Origin of the sequence: Arthrobacter sp. C9C5 (genome assembly GCF_013359735.1) — a bacterium.
Lineage (GTDB): Bacteria > Actinomycetota > Actinomycetes > Actinomycetales > Micrococcaceae > Arthrobacter.
Map to the genome: position 1 here is coordinate 138,084 of NZ_JABFMX010000007.1, position 17,456 is coordinate 155,539.

Below are 17,456 nucleotides of genomic sequence, written 5' to 3' on the forward strand. Positions count from 1 at the left end.
CCTCAAGTGTCCGTTCGACGCCGTTGTCGAGTGATGGGGGAGGGTCTTCCGTTGCCGGGCTGCCGCCCCGGATTTCGGGGAGCCTGTTGCGAAGGGCATGGCAGCCCGGCGGACGGAATTCTTGCGGGGCCGGGGCCGGGTGCGGACGCTGTGAGCGGCGCCCGCACCGGGCCGGGCGGCTAGACGGCCACCAGGTCCTCGCAGCTGGCTGCGGTGTCGGCGCCGTCGCGGGCTTCGTGCAGGAAGCGGTCGTAGGCCGGCAGCGTCAGGAAGGCGGGGAATTCGTTGCCGAGCGTGACCTCCTCGAAGATGTCCCTGGCATCGGCGAAGCGGTCGCCCTCGAAGCGTTCCAGCTTGGCGAATTCCTCATCCAGCATGTCCTCCACCCACTCGCGGGTGATGACATCGCCCGCGTCCGTGATGGCCCGGGAGAAGATCCACTGCCACAGCTGCGAGCGGGAGATTTCCGCGGTGGCGGCGTCCTCCATCAGATTGTGGATGGCCACCGCGCCGTTGCCGCGCAGCCAGGACTCGATGTAGCGGATGCCCACCTCGATGTTGTTCCGCACGCCCTGCTCGGTGATCGTGCCCGTGGTGGAGGAGATGTCGATCAGTGCGCGGTCATCCGGCGTGACATCCTCGCGGAGGCGGTCCAGCTGGTTCGGACGGTCGCCGAGGACGCCGTCGAACACCTCGCGGCACACCGGCACCAGGTCCGGGTGCGCCACCCAGGAGCCGTCGAAGCCGTCGGCCGCCTCGCGGGTCTTGTCGGCGCGCACCTTCTCGAAGGCGATGGCGTTGGCTTCCTCGTCCTTGCGGTTGGGGACGGCCGCGGCCATGCCGCCGATCGCCATGGCGCCGCGCTTGTGGCAGGCCCGCACCAGTTGTTCGGTGTAGGCACGCATGAATGGCTGCGTCATGGTGACCTGGCCGCGGTCCGGCAGGACAAAGCGCGGTCCACGGGTGCGGAAGTTCTTGATCAGCGAGAAGATGTAGTCCCAGCGGCCGGCGTTCAGGCCTGCGGCGTGCTCGCGCAGTTCGTAGAGGATCTCCTCCATCTCGAACGCGGCGGTGATGGTTTCGATCAGCACCGTGGCGCGGATGGTGCCCTGCGGGATCCCCAGCAGGTCCTGGGCCAAGACGAAGATGTCGTTCCACAGCCGCGCCTCGAGATGGTTCTCGATCTTCGGCAGGTAGAAGTACGGCCCCTTGCCCTGGGCGATCAGGCGGCGGGCGTTGTGGAAGAAGTACAGGCCGAAGTCCACAATGCCGCCGGCCACCGGAGTGCCGTCAATGAGCATGTGCTTTTCCGGCAGGTGCCAGCCGCGGGGCCGGACCACGATCGTGGGCAGCTCGTCGGCGGCGCGGAGCTTGTACTCCTTGCCTTCCGGGGAGGTGAAGTCGATCCGGCGCTCCAGCGCGTCGGTGAGGTTCAGCTGGCCCTGGATCACATTGCGCCATGAAGGGGTGGAGGAGTCCTCCATGTCAGCGAGCCACACCTTGGCGCCGGAGTTGAGCGCGTTGATGGTCATCTTCTTGTCCACGGGGCCGGTGATCTCGACCCGGCGGTCCGCCAGGCCCGGTGCCGGGGGAGCGACGCGCCACTCCGGGTCGTTGCGGATGGACTCGGTCTCGGGAAGGAAACGCGGGTCCTGGCCCTTGCTGATCTGCTGGCGGCGTTCCTGCCGGGCCCGCAACAGCTCCTGCCGGCGCTCCGCCGTCGCCCGGTGCAGCTTGGCAACAAAGGCCAGCGCGTCCGGAGTAAGAACCTCGCTTTGCCGGCAAATCGGCTGTGCGGTCAACGTAACCCCGTTGATAGTGAAGTTGTCAGTGAAGCTGTTCATTTCAATCTCTCCTTAGAGAAGAAGCAAGGTCGACGGCGAATGGTGACTCAAGCGCGAGGCCGAAGGTGCCGGGATTGCGGCAGCCTGCGTAAAAGGGGCCCTGTGTCCGGGCCCGTCCTCGCTCAGCGAGGTCGGACCCGGACACGGGGAATAGCAGGCAGAGCAATGCCGGACCGAAGGCCGGACGCAAGGCCGCCGTCGTGAGTTAGTGGAACTGGCCTTCTTCGGTGGATCCCACCAGGGCCAGGGTGGATGCGTTCGGGTTGAGCGCGGTGGCGATGTCGTCGAAGTAGCCGGTTCCGACTTCGCGCTGGTGCTTGGTGGCGGTGTAGCCGCGGGCTTCGGAGGCGAATTCCTTTTCCTGCAGCTCGACGTAAGCGCTCATGCCTTCCCGGGCGTAACCGTGGGCGAGGTCGAACATCGAGTAGTTCAGGGCGTGGAAGCCGGCCAGGGTGATGAACTGGAAGGTGAAGCCCATGGCGCCGAGCTCGCGCTGGAACTTCGCAATCGTGGCGTCGTCGAGGTGCTTGCGCCAGTTGAACGACGGCGAGCAGTTGTAGGAAAGCATCTGGTCCGGAAACTCGGCCTTGACCGATTCGGCGAACTTGCGGGCCAGCTCCAGGTCCGGGGTGCCGGTCTCCATCCAGATGAGGTCGGAGTACGGGGCGTAGGCCTTGGCCCGGGCGATGCAGGGTTCGATCCCGTTGCGGACCTTGTAGAAGCCTTCGGCGGTCCGTTCGCCCGTGATGAATTCCTGGTCGCGCTCGTCGACGTCGGAGGTGATCAGGGTGGCTGCCTCGGCGTCGGTGCGGGCGATGATGACCGACGGTGTGCCGGCGACGTCGGCGGCGAGACGGGCCGCGTTCAGCGTCCGGACGTGCTGCTGGGTGGGGATCAGGACCTTGCCGCCGAGGTGGCCGCACTTCTTCTCCGAGGCGAGCTGGTCTTCCCAGTGCACGCCCGAGGCGCCGGCCTGGATCATGGACTTCATCAGTTCGTACGCGTTCAGCGGTCCGCCGAAGCCGGCCTCGGCGTCGGCCACGATCGGCACCATCCAGTCCTCGACGGTCTGGATGCCTTCGGAGAACTCGATCTGGTCGGCGCGGAGCAGGGCGTTGTTGATGCGGCGGACCACCGTGGGAACGGAGTTGGCCGGGTACAGGGACTGGTCCGGGTAGGTGTGGCCGGAGTTGTTGGCGTCGGCGGCAACCTGCCAGCCGGAGAGGTAGATGGCGCGGAGGCCGGCCTTGACCTGCTGCACGGCCTGGTTGCCGGTCAGGGCGCCGAGGGCGTTGGTGTACTTGCCCTCCTTGTGCTCCTCGGTGAGCTGCTTCCACAGCTTCTCGGAACCGCGGCGGGCCAGCGTGTGTTCTTCGGAGACGCGGCCGCGGAGGCGGACGACGTCGGACGCCGAGTAATCCCGAGTGACACCTTCCCAGCGGGGGTTGGCAGCCCACTCGAGCTCCAGGGCGGCGGCCTGCTCTGTTGTGTCCTGGCCGGACGGCTGCTGGGTGGGCTCAAATGCTGCAGTCATCTTTGTCTCCTTGATGGGTCCCGGCCCGACAGTCTGCGTCTCTGCAAGTCCTGGCAGGTTGTTCCGGGGTAGTGAATCTTTCCGTGAGATCTACTTTTCTTTACTTTCAAGGGGGTTACTAGGGGAAATCTATGGAAAGAAATGCACTTCTTCCCGTATTCTCAAGAAATGCATCCAAGCAGCTGGAACCGTCAGGCAGTGCCCCCGTCCCTCCCCGCCGAACCGGAGGTGGATGTCATCAGCATGGGCCGAAGGGTCCGGCACCTGCGCAAGGCGGCCGGGCTCACGCTCGATGACCTGAGCGCCACGGTGGGAACGGCACCCAGCCAGCTGAGCCTGATCGAGAACGGCAAGCGCGAGCCCAAACTCGGCCTGCTCCAGCAGCTCGCGGCGGCGCTGGGCGTCAGCATCGACGAGTTGCTCGGCGCGGAACCGCCCAACCGCCGTGCGGCCTTGGAGATTGAGCTGGAGCGTTACCAGCGCAGTCCCATCTACGAGTCCCTGAAGTTGCCCAAGATCCGCATCAGTTCCCGGCTGCCGATGGACGTGCTGGAGTCCATGGTGGGGCTGCAGCATGAGCTGGAGCGCCGCCTCAACGAGCAGGTCGCGACGCCGGAGGAGGCCCGGCGCGCCAACGGTGAACTGCGGGCCATGATGCGGGAGCGGAACAATTACTTCCCGGAATACGAGGCGGAGGCGCAGAAGGTGCTGGCGTCGGTGGGCCACACCTCCGGCCCGCTGTCCCACCACGTCATCGCCGACATCGCCGGGCACCTTGGGTTCAGCCTGCACCATGTGGGCGACCTGCCGCATTCCACCCGCTCGGTGACAGACCTCAAGAACCGCCGGATTTACCTCACGCAGAACGCCCGGAGCGACCACGACCCGCGTTCGGTGCTGCTGCAGGCCCTGGGCCACTACGTGCTGGGCCACCAGACGCCCACCAACTACGGCGATTTCCTGATGCAGCGCGTCGCCACCAACTACTTTGCCGCCGCGCTGCTGCTGCCGGAGCAGGCCACCGTGGAGTTCCTGCGACGCGCCAAGGCGGCCAAGGAAATCGCGGTGGAGGACATTAGGGACGCGTTCGCCGTGTCCTACGAGACAGCGGCGCACCGCTTCACCAACCTCGCCACGCAGCACCTGGACCTGCGCACGCACTTCCAGAAGACGCATAAGAGCGGCATCATCTACAAGGCCTACGAGAACGACGGCGTGACGTTCCCGCAGGACCACACCGGCGCCATCGAGGGCCAGCCCTCGTGCAAGAACTGGACCTCCCGCGTGGTGTTCGACGTGCCGGACAAGTTCAGCGCCTACAACCAGTACACCGACACCCCGGCCGGGACCTACTGGTGCACGGCCCGGACGGAGCGTTCCGCTAACGGGGAGTTCTCGCTCTCCGTGGGGGTGCCCTACGCTCAGGTCAAGTGGTTCCGCGGCCGCGACACGACGGAGCGGTCCAAGTCGACCTGTCCGGACGAGAGCTGCTGCAAGCGTCCGCCGGCCGCCCTGGCCTCGGAGTGGGCCGGCAACGCCTGGCCGTCGGCCCGCGCCCACTCGCACCTGCTCGCCGCGATGCCGCCCGGTGCCTTCCCCGGCGTGGACGAGACCGAGGTCTACTCGTTCCTGCAGGCGCACTCCGGGAACTGAGTTCGACGGGACCCGGCACGCTCCCTCAGGTCCTGTAGTTTCCGGTCCGATGCTCCCGCAGTTGCAGCCGGTCACTGTCTGTCGCTCCTGCAGGTCCGGCCGGTTATTGTCTGACGCTCCCGCAGGTACGGCGGTTTCAGCGTGACGCATCTGCGCATCGGCTGAGGGGGCGTTTGTTGATCTGTTGCGGAAGCTGAGGGAGCGTTCTCTGGGCCTGGCTGACAGGCGGGCGGACTATATTGGCCAGTGTCAGCTCATCGATCCACCTCGCGGGAGCGTGCACCCATGGCCAAGGAACTTGCCACCCAGCTTGTCGAACAACTCCAGGCTGCCGGCGTGCAGCGGATCTACGGGATTGTTGGCGACAGCCTCAATCCGATCGTCGACGCCGTCCGGAAGACCGGCGGAGCGGCGAAGGGCGGAATCGACTGGATCCACGTCCGGCACGAGGAGGCCGCGGCCTTCGCCGCAGCGGCGGAAGCCCAGCTGACCGGCCGGCTCGCGGTCTGCGCCGGCTCCTGCGGTCCGGGCAACCTGCACCTGATCAACGGCCTCTACGATGCCAACCGATCCGGCGCCCCGGTGCTTGCCATCGCTTCGCACATCCCGAGCAAGCAGATCGGCAGCAGCTTCTTCCAGGAAACCCACCCGGACCGGCTCTTCAACGAATGCTCGGTGTACTCCGAGCTCATCAGCACCGCCGAACAGGCGCCGCGGGTGATGCACAGCGCCATCCAGCACGCCGTCGCGCTCCGCGGCGTCGCCGTCGTGACCCTCCCCGGCGACATTGCGGGGCTGGAGGCGACCGCCGAAACCCCCGCGCCGGCAGCCTTCCGGCCGGCCGCAATGGTGCCGGACCCCGCCAGCGTGCGGGAGCTGGCGGACGCCATCAACGACGCCGGGAAGGTGGCCATCTTCGCCGGAGCCGGCGTCGACGGCGCGCACGACGAGGTCATGGCCCTGGCCGAACTGCTCGCCGCGCCGATCGGGCACTCGCTGCGCGGCAAGGACTTCATGCAGTACGACAACCCTTACGACATCGGCATGACCGGCCTGCTCGGCTACGGCGCCGCGGCCGAGGGCATTGAGGACGCGGACTTGCTGATTCTGCTGGGCACGGACTTCCCCTACGACCAGTTCCTGCCCGGGACCCGGACGGCGCAGGTGGACCGCGCCGCGCAGAACCTGGGCCGGCGGACCGACGTCGACGTCGCCGTGCATGGCGACGTGCTGCCGACGCTCGCGGCCCTCATGCCCCTGCTGAAGCCGAAGAAGAGCCGCCGCTTCCTTGACGCGATGCTCAAGAAGCATGACCGGCTGATGAACAAGGCCGTCGGGGCGTACACCCGCAAGGTCGAGAAGACCGAGCCCATCCACCCGGAGTACGCGGCCTCGCTGCTGGACCAGGTGGCGGCGGAGGACGCGGTCTTCACGGCGGACACGGGCATGTGCAATGTCTGGACCGCGCGGTACATCAACCCGCTGGGCACCCGGCGGCTGATCGGCTCGTACCTGCACGGTTCCATGGCCAACGCGCTGCCGCATGCCATCGGCGCCCAGCTCGCCTACCCGGGACGCCAGGTGGTCTCGGTCTCCGGCGACGGCGGCCTGTCCATGCTGCTGGGCGAGCTGATCACGGTCGCGGCCCACCGGCTGCCGGTCAACGTGGTGGTCTTCAACAACTCCACCCTGGGCATGGTCAAGCTGGAGATGCTGGTGGACGGGCTGCCCGATTTCGGCGTCGACGTCCCGGACGCCAACTACGCGGACGTTGCCCGGGCCCTGGGGTTCCACGCCGTCCGCGTCACGGATCCGTCCAGGATCGAGGCCGCCTACCGGGAGGCGTTCGCGCACCCCGGGCCGTCCCTCGTGGAGCTGATCACTGATCCCAAGGCACTCTCGATTCCGCCGAAGATCAAGGGCGCGCAGATCCTGGGCTTCGCCACGGCGATGTCCAAGGTGGTCCTCAACCGGGGCGCCGGCGAGGCCGTGAGTATGGCCCGGAGCAACCTGCGAAACATCCCGCGGCGCTGACGGGCCCCGAGGAACCGCGAGGCGCCGGTCTGCACGCCGCGCGGCGCCGGCAAACGGCGTCAAATCGTGACCCGGGTGTGGTCGCGCTTTGCCGGTGCCGGTGCTTGACTGACCGTAGGCGGATCTTCGCCGTTCCACGCGGTTGTACGGGCCTTGGGGGCGCGATGAAACAGAAGATTCCGGCACGCTTTATTGCTGCCGCGGCGGGCTTGGCGCTGGTCCTCTCGGCCTGTTCGGCCGCGCCGCCGACGCTATTGAAGGCCGACGGCGTCGAACGCGTTTCGGCGGACCGCTCCGCCTACCCGGCCGAGCTGGCCCAGCTCGGGGCGTCGGCGCGGAAACTTGGCGCCGCGCTCCTGGCGGACGGCGGGGAGGCCGGAAACGGCAACGTGGTCTCGTCCCCGGGCAGCCTGCTGATTGCCCTGGCCATGCTGCGTACAGGTGCGGCCGGGGCAACGGCCGCCGAGATGGACAAAGTCCTGGGCCTCCCCGCCCAGCACCGCGACGAGGCCCTGGCTGCGTTGCTCGCGTCCCTGGAGGCCTTCGACGGCGACCCCGGGTCGGTCGACGAAAAGAACCCTCCGCGCCGGCCGGTCCTGCACACCGCCAACGGCCTCTTCGTGGATAAGGGCGTGCCCACCGGGGAGGGTTACCTGCGATCCCTGGCCCGGTACTACGGGACAGGCGTGTACCCGGTGGATTTTCAGGACGAGGACACCACCAAGCCGGCGATCGACGCCTGGGTGAACAAAAACACCGGCGGACGGATCAAGAAGGCCCCCGCGGGATACCGCCGCAAGAACACCTTCAGCGTGCTCAACGCCGTGTACTTCGCCTCCGCTTGGAAGGTGCCGTTCGACCCGGCGGACACCGCAGACCGTCCCTTCACGACGGCGGCCGGCGAGCAGGTTTCCGTCCCCACAATGTCCGGCGTCCAGGAGCTCGCGTTCGCCCGGGGCGAGGGCTGGCAGGGCGTTGATCTTCCCTACGCCGACGGATTCGTGATGCGGCTGGTTCTGCCGGATTCCGGGGCTCCCGGCACCGGGGTGCCATACCTTGCCGACGCTGCACGGGCCCTTGACGCGGCTTCCCCGTCGCCGACGCAGGTCTCCCTGCCGCAGTGGGACCACAAGAGCACCTTCGAACTGCGGAAGGTCTTCACAGGCCTCGGCCTGCGGGACATGCTCGAGACCGAGACGGGCTTCGACGCGATCCAGCACGGCCTCAAGATCACGCAGGCCGGCCAGTCCGCTAACATCACCGTGGCGGAGAAGGGCACGATTGCCGCCGCCGTGACCCAGATCAACGCGCGTGCGGTGAGCGGAGCCGCCTTCACGCACACGATCCGTTTCGACAGGCCGTTCCTCTACGAAATCGTCCACGTCGAGACCGGGCTGCCGCTGTTCATGGGCAGGGTGGCAGACCCCCGCTCATCATGAAGCCCTCCCTCAGATTCTGCAGGCAATAGCCCGACAGGAAGGCCTAGCGCGGGCCGCCCTGCCAGAGCGCGTCGAAGGGGGCGCCGGAGGCCACCCGGTTCCGGATCCCCGCCGTGACGAAGTCCTTCGCCGTGCGGGCGGCCTCAAGCGGCGTCGCGCCCTTGGCCAGCTCGGCCGTCACCGCGGCGGCCAGCGAACAGCCGGCGCCGGAAACTGCGACCTCGCCCACCTTCGGGGCGGAGAGGACCTCCAGCGTCTCGCCGTCGTAGTAGACGTCCACGGCGTCGAGCCCGGCCAGGCGCACGCCGCCCTTGGCCAGTACCGCGGCGCCGCTGAGTTCGTGGATGCGGACGGCCGCGGCCTTGAGCGAGTCGACATCGGTGATCTCCAGCCCGGAGAGCGACTCGGCCTCAAAGTGGTTCGGCGTGACGAAGGTGGCCAGCGGCAGGATCTGTGCCTTGAGCGCCTGATCGGTGTCCAGGGCGTGGCCCGGCTCCTGGCCTTTGCAGATCAGCACCGGGTCCAGCACCACGTTCCGGAAAGCAGAGTCGGCCAGCGCCGACGCCACCGTGGAAATTGTCGCCGGGCTGCCCAGCATGCCGATTTTCACCGTGTCCAGCACGGACCGTGCGCCGGACGCGGCGCCGTAGGCCGCCGTCGTCGCTTCCAGCTGGTCGGCGATGACCTGCTGGTCCACCGGGACGAAGCGGTGGTTCCAGTTGTCCTTTGGATCGAAGGACACGATGCAGGTCAGGTTCGCGATGCCGAAGACGCCGAGCTCCTGGAAGGTCTTCAGGTCCGCCTGCGCGCCGGCGCCGCCGGTGGCCTCGGAGCCGGCGATGGTCAGGGCGACGGCGGGGTAGGCGCTGGCGTCGGAGGTCACGTTGTCCACGGCGTAAGAAGTCATGGACCCATCCTGCCACTCGGGGAAAAACGGTCGCATTGTGCGTATGACCAATATGACCAAAACCCAAGTGTTCTGGATCACCGGGAATAGGGTGGCGGACGGCGTTGCTCACTTGCGGCGCCGGATCCAGGAAGGTTCATTGATGAGCACCCAACTGTCCGAAGCGGCCCAGACCCGGAAAGCCGTCGGCAACATCCTCAAAGGCTCGGCCGGCAACCTCGTCGAGTGGTACGACCTGTACGTCTACACAGTCTTTGCGGCTTACTTCCAGTCGCACTTCTTCAATTCCAAGGACGAGCTCCAGGCCGGCCTTGAGGCGATGGCGGTCTTCTCGACGTCTTTCCTGATGCGCCCGATCGGCGCGTGGTTCTTCGGCCGTTACGCCGACCGCAAGGGCCGCAAGGCAGCCCTGACACTGAGCGTGACGATGATGTCCGCCGGCTCCTTCGCCATCGCCATCCTGCCCACGCAGCAGCAAATCGGCCTGTGGGCAATGATCCTGCTGGTCCTCATCCGCGTGATCCAGGGTTTCTCGGTGGGCGGCGAGTACGGCACCAGCGCCACCTACATGTCCGAGGCTGCCACCACCAAGCGCCGCGGCTTCTTCTCCAGCTTCCAGTACGTCACGCTGATCGGCGGCCAGATGCTGGCCCTGCTGGTCCTCGTCATCCTGCAGAACGTCATGCCCAAGGCAGACCTGGGCGAATGGGGCTGGCGGATCCCGTTCGCGATCGGCGGCGTTGCGGCCCTCGTGGTGCTCTGGCTTCGGCGCTCCATGGAGGAGACCGTCTCGGCCGAACAGATCGAGGCCGCCAAGGCCCCCGCGGTGGCCGGTCAGGCGCAGCCCGGCACCATGAAGCTGCTGTTCACCAGCTACTGGAAGCCGCTGATGATCTGCATCGGCATCACGCTCGGCGGCACCGTGGCGTTCTACACGTACACCAATTTCATCCTGAAGTTCATGAATGACACCTCGGGCATCGCCAAGACGGACACCTCGGTGATCAACTTCTGGGCACTGTTCATCTTCATGCTGCTCCAGCCGGTCTACGGCATCATCTCGGACAAGGTGGGCCGCAAGCCGCTCCTGCTCTGGTTCGGCATCACCGGCGTCCTGTTCACCTGGCCGCTACTTTCCGCCCTGGCCGGCACCAAGGATCCGCTCACGGCATTCCTGCTGATGATGGGTGGCCTGCTGATTGTGGGCGGCTACACCTCCATCAACGCCCTGGTGAAGGCCGAACTGTTCCCCGCCTCCATCCGCGCCCTCGGCGTCGGGCTGGGCTACGCGATCGCCAACTCGCTCTTCGGCGGCACCGTCCCGCTGATCGGCGCTGCTCTGCAGAAGGCCGGCCAGGAAGAACTGTTCTTCACCTACGTCACGGTGGCCATCGGCATCTCGCTGCTGGTCTACATCTTCGCGCTGAAGAACAAGAAGTCCACGCACCTGGACCACGAGCAGGGCCATGCCTGGGAGCCCGCGGCGGCCCGTGAGGACGACGGCAAGAACCTCGTAGACGCCTCGCGCCGCTAGGGTTCGCACCGCGGACGACGGCGGGTTGCCGGCTACGGGACCGGTCCCGGAGCCGGCGGCCCGCCGTCGTCGTTTGCGCCGGCGCTGTAACTCCCGGGGCGGGCGCCGGGGGTGCGGCGGGCAGGTGCGAGAATGGAGGCGGGCCCGGGCTAGTGCAGCCGGGGCCTTCCAGTGCTAATACAGCCGGCCGTCCCACGCCCGTTCACGTGTTGCGGGCCGCCGAGCGAACCACTACGAATGGAATGCCCATGACTTCCGCCAAGACCTTTCCGGCTGCCGCCCCGCCGAAGTTCGCCTCGATCGGTTCCCCGTACTTCGGCATCATGCTGGCCGTCATGGCAGTGGTGCTGATCCTGTCCAACATCGGGGCCTCCAAGGGCGTGGCGATCGGCCCGATCATCACCGACGGCGGGTTCTTCCTCTTCCCGCTGGCCTACATTCTGGGCGATGTCATCAGCGAGGTCTACGGCTTCAAGGTGGCGCGCAAAGCGATCATCACCAGCTTCGCGCTGTCAGCCTTCGCGTCCCTCTGCTACTGGGTCATCATCGCGCTGCCCGGCTTCGACGACGAGTACGGGGCCGCCAAGCAGTCCGCGCTGGAAGGCGCCCTGGGCCCGGTACCGCAGATCGTGCTCGCCTCCCTGTTGGCCTTTTTCGCCGGCCAGACGATCAACTCCTGGATCCTGGTGAAGATGAAGGCCCGGACGGGGGAGAAGTCCCTGTGGGCCCGCATCATGGGGTCCTCCGTGGCCGGCGAGTTCGTGGACACGCTGATCTTCTGCAGCATCGCTGCGTCCGTGATTGGGATTACCGACGTGGCGATGTTCGTGAACTACGTCCTCGTTGGATTCCTCTACAAGACCCTCGTGGAGTTTGCCTTCGTGCCCTTGACCTCGCTCGCCATTGGCTGGGTGAAGAAGCGCGAACCGAGCTACGGAGCGGTCTAGCTCCGCAGCTCGCAGGGAACCGTCGAAACGGCTAAGGGGCGGGCCGTCCGTCAGGCCTTGAGCGTCCCGTCGAGGAGCTCGCGGAGCTCGCGGAAGTGCCGTTCCGTGGCCTCCGGATGGAAGGCGGAGGTGTCCGCCATCCAATAGCCGTGGGGTGCCCCCGCGTAGATTTCGTTGGCAGCCTTCAGGCCGGCCGCGTCCAGGGCCTGGCCCAGCCGGGCAACCGCGTCAGGATCCATGCTCCGATCATGATCGGCGTGGCCGAAGACGAACCGGGCACGGGCGTTGCCGAGTCCCAGGTGGGGGCTGTCGGGCTCGTCGGTCGCCAGGCCGCCGCCGTGGAAGCCGCCGCACGCAGCCACAGCGTCCGGGTGGGCGGTGGCGGTGCGGACAGCAAGCCGTGCGCCCATGCAGTAGCCCGTGACGCCGACCGGGCCGGGGGCGATGCCGTCGAGCCTGCCCAGGGCATCCAGCCACGCGTCGATGTCCGGCAGCGCCTTGTCCGTGGTGAGGCGTCCGACCCGCGGGAAGGCGGCCGCGCCCGCCGCCTCGCGTCCCTCCGGCGTGGTCATGTCCAGGTCCGGGGCCAACTCGGCTGCCGTTCCTTCGCGGTAGAAGACGTTCGGGGCCAGGACGACGTAGCCCCAGTCGGCGATGCGCTGCGCCATGTCCTGGATGCGCGGGCGCAGGCCGAAGGCGTCCATGTAGAGGAGGACGCCCGGGAAGGGGCCCGTGCCGGTGGAGGGGCGGGCCACCAGGGCCTCGGCTGTGCCGTCTGCGGCAGGGATCTCGATGAGCATCCGGTCAGGATATCCGAAGTGCCTAGGAGTAATACCGGCCCAGGGTCTCGGCCTTGAACTCGAAGAAGGTGCCGGCCTCGATGGCGAGGCGGGCGTCGTCGACCATTTTCACCACGAAGCGCTCGTTGTGGATCGAGATCAGGGTGGCCGAGACCATCTCCTTGGCCTTGAACAGGTGATGGATGTAGGCCCGGGAGTAGTTCAGGCAGGCGTAGCAGTCGCAGCCCTCCTGCAGCGGGCCAAAGTCGCGCTTGTACATGGCGCCGGAGAGGTTGTACCGGCCGGTGGGGTGGTAGAACGCCGAGTTGCGGGCCACCCGGGTGGGGGAGACGCAGTCGAAGGTGTCCGCGCCGTTTTCGATCGCGGTGAAAATGTCGTCCGGCTCGGAGATGCCCAGCAGGTGCCGCGGCTTGTTCTCCGGCAGTTCCTCATTGCACCAGCGCACGATCGTGCCCAGGTTTTCCTTCTCCAGCGCCCCGCCGATGCCGAAGCCGTCGAAGTTCATCGCGCCGAGATCCCGGCAGGCCTTGCGGCGCAGGTCCTCGTATTGGGCGCCCTGGATTACACCGAAAAGCGCCTGGTACGGTTTCCCGGCACGCTCGGACGTGAGCCGGAAGTGCTCGGTGATGCAGCGTTCGGCCCAGCGGCGGGTGCGCTCCAGGGACTCCTCCTGGTAGCCGCGGGAGTTCTGCAGCGTGGTCAGCTCGTCGAAGGCGAACATGATGTCCGCGCCGATCTGGTGCTGGACGTTCATCGAGATCTCGGGGCTGAAGCGGTGCCGGTCGCCGTTGAGGTGGCTTTTGAACCAGACGCCCTCCTCGTCCACGTGGGCCAGGCGTTCCTTGCCGGGCGCGACGGCGTCGTCCGGTCCGGAGTGGTCCACCGACTTCATGTCGATCACCTTCTTGAACCCGGACCCCAGGCTCATCACCTGGAAGCCGCCCGAGTCCGTGAACGTGGGTCCGCGCCAGTTCATGAAGGCACCCAGCCCGCCGGCCTCGTCCAGGACGTCCGCGCCGGGCTGCAGGTACAGGTGGTAGGCGTTGGCCAGCACGGCCTGCGCGCCGAGGTCGGCGACGGCCTCGGGCAGCACGGACTTGACCGTGGCCTTGGTTCCGACGGCGATGAACGCCGGCGTCTGGATCTCGCCGTGCGGGGTGGTGATGGTGCCGGTGCGGCCCAGGAATTCCCCGCCGTTCGCCGCCACCTGCTGGCCCGACGGCGCGCAGGTTTCGCTCAGGCGCTTGCCCACCCGGAAGGAAAACTCCGCCTGCCGGGCAGGCTCGGGGGGCAAGGACGCAAAGTCAGGATTCGCTGGCACCGTTCAAGTGTGCCAGCTAACACCGCGGAACCCTTAGTGCAGCGGGTCCGATGTGGGGTAGTTCTCAGCCCTCCAGCTGTCCCAGTAGTTGCGGATGACCTCCAGCTGGTGGGCGCCGAGCTCGTAGGTGGAGACGATCACCAGGGAGCCGCCGTCGGGCCGGAGCTCGGGGATGGCGGGCTGGTCCGCCACGATCACGAGGCCGTCGCCGTGCTCGGCGTACCCGTGCACGGTCAGGCCCACCTGGTGGTTGCTCCGGAACCAGACCTTCCCGGCAATCTCCTCCCCGGTGGCCAGGGTCAGCGAGTACGTCTCGCCCGGCGCGGGCACGTCGGCCAGGCCGAGTTTGTCGATCGCGGAGCCTCCCGTCCCGGGCACTGAGAAGAAGAACGTCCGCCGTTTGCCGTGCGGGTGGCGTTCGAGGGCGAAACGGAGCTGGTGCAGGAAGGTCAGCCAGCCCTGGGTGATGTCCTCGTCCCAGGCCGCCCACTCCGAATTGTGGTCGATCGCCGCGCGCGTCATGCTGACCTCCGTGCCGGCGGGGACCGGTTTCAGGGTGAAGACGTCGCCGCCGTCGACGACGAGGGAGGTGTGGTCCGCGCTCTCGACCACGTTGGGGCTGAAGTAGATCGCGTCGATCTCGGCGGCCTGGTCGTCGGCCTCCCAGCCGTGCCACTGGGCCACCTTCGCGGGTTCGCGCAGCATCGTCCAGACCTGCGGCGCGTCAGAGTTGATCACCACGCTGAGATTGTTCGTCATGGGGCTGAATTTACCCCGCCCGGCCCTGACCGGGTAGGGCCAATCGTCCACGGATCGCCCGTGCGGGCCGCGTTCGGCCGTAGCGCTCAGCCGCGGACGGACTCGAGTTCGTTGCTGATCCGGCGTTCAATTTCCGGGCCGCCGATGGTCTGCGAGCCGCCGTGCGCGCGCAGGAAGAGGAGCGCCTCGAGCCGCAGCAACCGCCACTCCCGCTCCGCATCCGGGTTGGAATTGTCGATGGCGCGGAAGATTTCCTTGTCGTACAGATTTGGCTCGTTGAGCGAGCGCTGGCGCATCTTGGCGTTGATCCGCGACTTGAACGGGTCCGTCTCCATGGCGTCCGGCGCCCGCAGGAACTTCTCATAGACGGCGGCGCGTTCCTCTTCCCCGCGCTGGCGGCAAATGTAGCTCGCCAGCGCGAGCGAGGCCTCCACCGACGCCCAGCGGCCGGGGTTCCCGTCGAAGGGCAGCACATTGAGCAGGTCCGCGACGGCAAGGGCGTTGTCGGCGTCCTTGAGCACAACGAACAGTTCATGCGCCAGATCGCTGAGGTCCTTGAGGCAGCTGCCGGACTTGGTGTTGATGCCCTTGGTGAGCCGGTCGCTGAGCAACAGCACGCCCAGAGCATCGGGGTGGGCCTCGGCCGCGGCCCCCACGACGGATTCCGGAGTTCCCTCCGCGATGGGGATCAAGGCCAGATCCGCTTCGCTCGGTCCACTGACGGCCGGCGGGACCACCGGCGGCGGCGGGACGACGACGGCGGGCGCCGACGTCGGGCTGCCGTCCTCCGCGGGACGGGGCGGGACCACCTGCAGTTCCGGGCCGGCGTCGTCCGCGGAGGGAGAGGCGGGTTTGTCGGAACCGGCGTCCGGGGCATCGTCATCCTGGCGGCCGGCGTCGTCCGCAGGGGACAGCTCCGGGGCCCCGGGCGCGGCGTCCCGGACCAGGACCACGGAGCCGGCGGCGATCCGCAGCACGCCGCCCCCGGTGAGGGTGGCGCGCACGATGGCGGGGGAACCGAAATCGTCGTTGTCGACGTCCACGCGCTGGATTTCGGCGGTGCGCGTGGCGTCGGGCAGGAGCAGCAGATCCCCGGTCTGCAGAGATCCCGCCTGCCGTTCGCTGTAGTTCAGTGAGGCTGTGGGGTGGGTCATCTGGAGTCCTTAACTTCTCTTTCGGTCCGCTCAACAGTCTACAAAGACCGGGGCGCGAAGTCGGGGACGCCGGGGTGGCCCGGGCGTCCCGGGGCGGTCCAGCTGCTCCGGGCAGACTCCCTAGTGGCCGACGCCCGCGAACGCCAGTGCCTGCCGGATCAGGGCGCCGCGGCCGCCGCTGAACTCCAGCTGCACGTCCGAACTCATCACTTCCTCCGGCGTCATCCAGGTCAGTTCCAGGGCGTCCTGCCGCGGAGAGCATTCGCCCGTGACGGGGATGATGTAGGCCAGGGCGACGGCGTGCTGCCGGTCGTCGGTGAAGCCGGTGTGGGACGGGGACGGGAAGTATTCGGCCACCGTGAAGGGGACCGGGCTGATCGGCAGCTGCGGGAAGGCGAGCGGGCCAAGGTCCTTTTCCATGTGGCGCAACAAAGCCGCCCGGATGGTCTCGCGGTACAGCACCCGGCCGGAAACCAGGGACCGGATCATGGTGCCGTCCTCGTCGGCCTGCAGCAGGGTGCCGACCTCGTTCACAAACCCGAGCGGGTCAAGCCGGACCGGAACGGCCTCGACGTAGACCATGGGAAGCCGGCCGCGGGCCTCGAAGAGATCCTCGTCGGAAAGCCAGCCGGGATTGGGGTCGGGAGTGCGAACGTTCATGGTTAAGTTCTACCCCATCCGAGTTCGCCGGGCGTGGTTACCCTGTCTATTCGGACTCCGGGGCCGCGGAGATCCACAGGGCGTGGGGGTGGGCGGCGCTGCCGTCCGCATCGGGGTTGCCCACGTGCAGCAGCGGCACGGCGGCCTCCTCGACCACCGCAACGTCATGCCCCGCCTCGGCGAGCCGCTCCCGCAGCGCGTCAAGGTCGCCGTCGTATTCGAAGGCCAGCCCGGCGCTCCCGGCGCCCGCCGCGGTTCCGGCAGCGGCGCCGACCATCAGGACGCCGCCGTTTTTCGCCGTGAACGCCTCCGTTTCGGCGATGTCGGCGTCGGCGTAGCCAACGCCGGGGGCGCCCGGCACCGGCCGGGGGCGGGCGCCGATGTCGCGCAGGGTTTGGGTCGCCGCCCGCGGATCCTGAGCGAACCAGACGCCGACGACGGTGAGCCCCGGCTCCGCCTCCGCGGAAGTGGACCAGGTGCCGTCGGACGCGCGCGCGGCGGGGTCGGCCAGGAAGCTGAACCCATCCGGCGAAGAGACCCGGCATGAGGAACCGTGGTCGGCGTCGATGACCTCTGCGGCGGTGCCGCCGCCGGCGCCGGCTGCGGCTCCGGCTTCGTTGGTCCGGCGGGCAAATTCCGCGAGGTCGCCGACCTCGACGCCGAAGAAGGTGGTGCCGTCCTCCGCCGAACCCCCCTCGGCGAAGTGCAGGGCCAGGCGGCCCGCGCCGGCGTCGAACTCCCGCCAGGTGGGCTCGTCGACGGTCTTGACCATGCCCAGGTCGGTCAGCAGCCGCTCCCACTCATCGAGGCGGGAGGTGAAATGGATGGGGCGGACACGCAGCATTGGTATCTCCCTGGTGGTTTGGGGCT

General features: G+C 67.8%; 14 protein-coding genes. 5 read left to right on the plus strand and 9 right to left on the minus strand.

What is annotated here, in order from left to right; all coding sequences use genetic code 11:
- Positions 1-179 precede the first annotated feature (179 nt).
- On the minus strand, positions 180-1,844 hold the full coding sequence (aceB, locus tag HNO80_RS07630; protein ID WP_175322241.1) for a malate synthase A: 1,665 nt from the start codon (positions 1,842-1,844) through the stop codon (positions 180-182).
- Positions 1,845-2,049: 205 nt separating this feature from the next.
- The gene (aceA, locus tag HNO80_RS07635) at positions 2,050-3,378 is read right to left on the minus strand and encodes an isocitrate lyase (RefSeq protein WP_175322242.1); all 1,329 of its coding nucleotides are present in this window, start codon (positions 3,376-3,378) and stop codon (positions 2,050-2,052) included.
- Between the two features lie 141 nt (positions 3,379-3,519).
- Here aceA and HNO80_RS07640 point away from each other — a divergent pair, with 141 nt between their 5' ends.
- From HNO80_RS07640 to HNO80_RS07650, 3 genes are all read left to right on the plus strand, one after another.
- Positions 3,520-5,031, plus strand: a complete 1,512-nt coding sequence (locus HNO80_RS07640; protein WP_175322243.1) for a helix-turn-helix transcriptional regulator — start codon at positions 3,520-3,522, stop codon at positions 5,029-5,031.
- Positions 5,032-5,316: 285 nt separating this feature from the next.
- Positions 5,317-7,065 carry a pyruvate dehydrogenase gene (locus HNO80_RS07645; RefSeq protein ID WP_175322244.1) on the plus strand — a complete coding sequence of 583 codons (1,749 nt, stop codon included), beginning with the start codon at positions 5,317-5,319 and terminating at the stop codon, positions 7,063-7,065.
- A gap of 164 nt (positions 7,066-7,229) precedes the next feature.
- A complete protein-coding gene (locus HNO80_RS07650; protein ID WP_175322245.1) occupies positions 7,230-8,504 on the plus strand; it encodes a serpin family protein in 1,275 nt (424 codons plus the stop codon).
- A 43-nt stretch (positions 8,505-8,547) separates the two neighbouring features.
- Here HNO80_RS07650 and HNO80_RS07655 read toward each other — a convergent pair whose 3' ends face one another.
- A complete protein-coding gene (locus HNO80_RS07655; protein ID WP_175322246.1) occupies positions 8,548-9,411 on the minus strand; it encodes a hydroxymethylpyrimidine/phosphomethylpyrimidine kinase in 864 nt (287 codons plus the stop codon).
- 142 nt (positions 9,412-9,553) lie between these two features.
- On the opposite strand from HNO80_RS07655, the gene HNO80_RS07660 reads away from it, so the two are divergent.
- Complete coding sequence (locus HNO80_RS07660; RefSeq protein WP_175322247.1) at positions 9,554-10,945, plus strand: MFS transporter; 1,392 nt, start codon at positions 9,554-9,556, stop codon at positions 10,943-10,945.
- Positions 10,946-11,193: 248 nt separating this feature from the next.
- Positions 11,194-11,892: a queuosine precursor transporter gene (locus HNO80_RS07665; RefSeq protein WP_175322248.1), complete on the plus strand. Its 699-nt coding sequence runs from the start codon at positions 11,194-11,196 to the stop codon at positions 11,890-11,892.
- Positions 11,893-11,942: 50 nt separating this feature from the next.
- Here the strand turns inward: HNO80_RS07665 and HNO80_RS07670 are convergent, their stop codons facing one another.
- The 6 genes from HNO80_RS07670 to HNO80_RS07695 all read right to left on the minus strand — a co-directional run bounded on the left by HNO80_RS07670 (position 11,943) and on the right by HNO80_RS07695 (position 17,430).
- A complete protein-coding gene (locus HNO80_RS07670) occupies positions 11,943-12,692 on the minus strand; it encodes a dienelactone hydrolase family protein (protein ID WP_175322249.1) in 750 nt (249 codons plus the stop codon).
- Between the two features lie 22 nt (positions 12,693-12,714).
- Entirely contained in the window at positions 12,715-14,013 is a 1,299-nt protein-coding gene (tgt, locus tag HNO80_RS07675) for a tRNA guanosine(34) transglycosylase Tgt (RefSeq protein ID WP_175322250.1), read from the minus strand.
- Positions 14,014-14,046: 33 nt separating this feature from the next.
- Complete coding sequence (locus tag HNO80_RS07680; RefSeq protein ID WP_175322251.1) at positions 14,047-14,772, minus strand: SRPBCC family protein; 726 nt, start codon at positions 14,770-14,772, stop codon at positions 14,047-14,049.
- Positions 14,773-14,858: 86 nt separating this feature from the next.
- The gene (locus HNO80_RS07685; RefSeq protein WP_175322252.1) at positions 14,859-15,926 is read right to left on the minus strand and encodes a DUF6707 family protein; all 1,068 of its coding nucleotides are present in this window, start codon (positions 15,924-15,926) and stop codon (positions 14,859-14,861) included.
- A 120-nt stretch (positions 15,927-16,046) separates the two neighbouring features.
- On the minus strand, positions 16,047-16,586 hold the full coding sequence (locus HNO80_RS07690) for an NUDIX hydrolase family protein (protein ID WP_175322253.1): 540 nt from the start codon (positions 16,584-16,586) through the stop codon (positions 16,047-16,049).
- A gap of 46 nt (positions 16,587-16,632) precedes the next feature.
- Positions 16,633-17,430, minus strand: a complete 798-nt coding sequence (locus HNO80_RS07695) for a VOC family protein (protein WP_175322254.1) — start codon at positions 17,428-17,430, stop codon at positions 16,633-16,635.
- Positions 17,431-17,456: the final 26 nt, after the last annotated feature.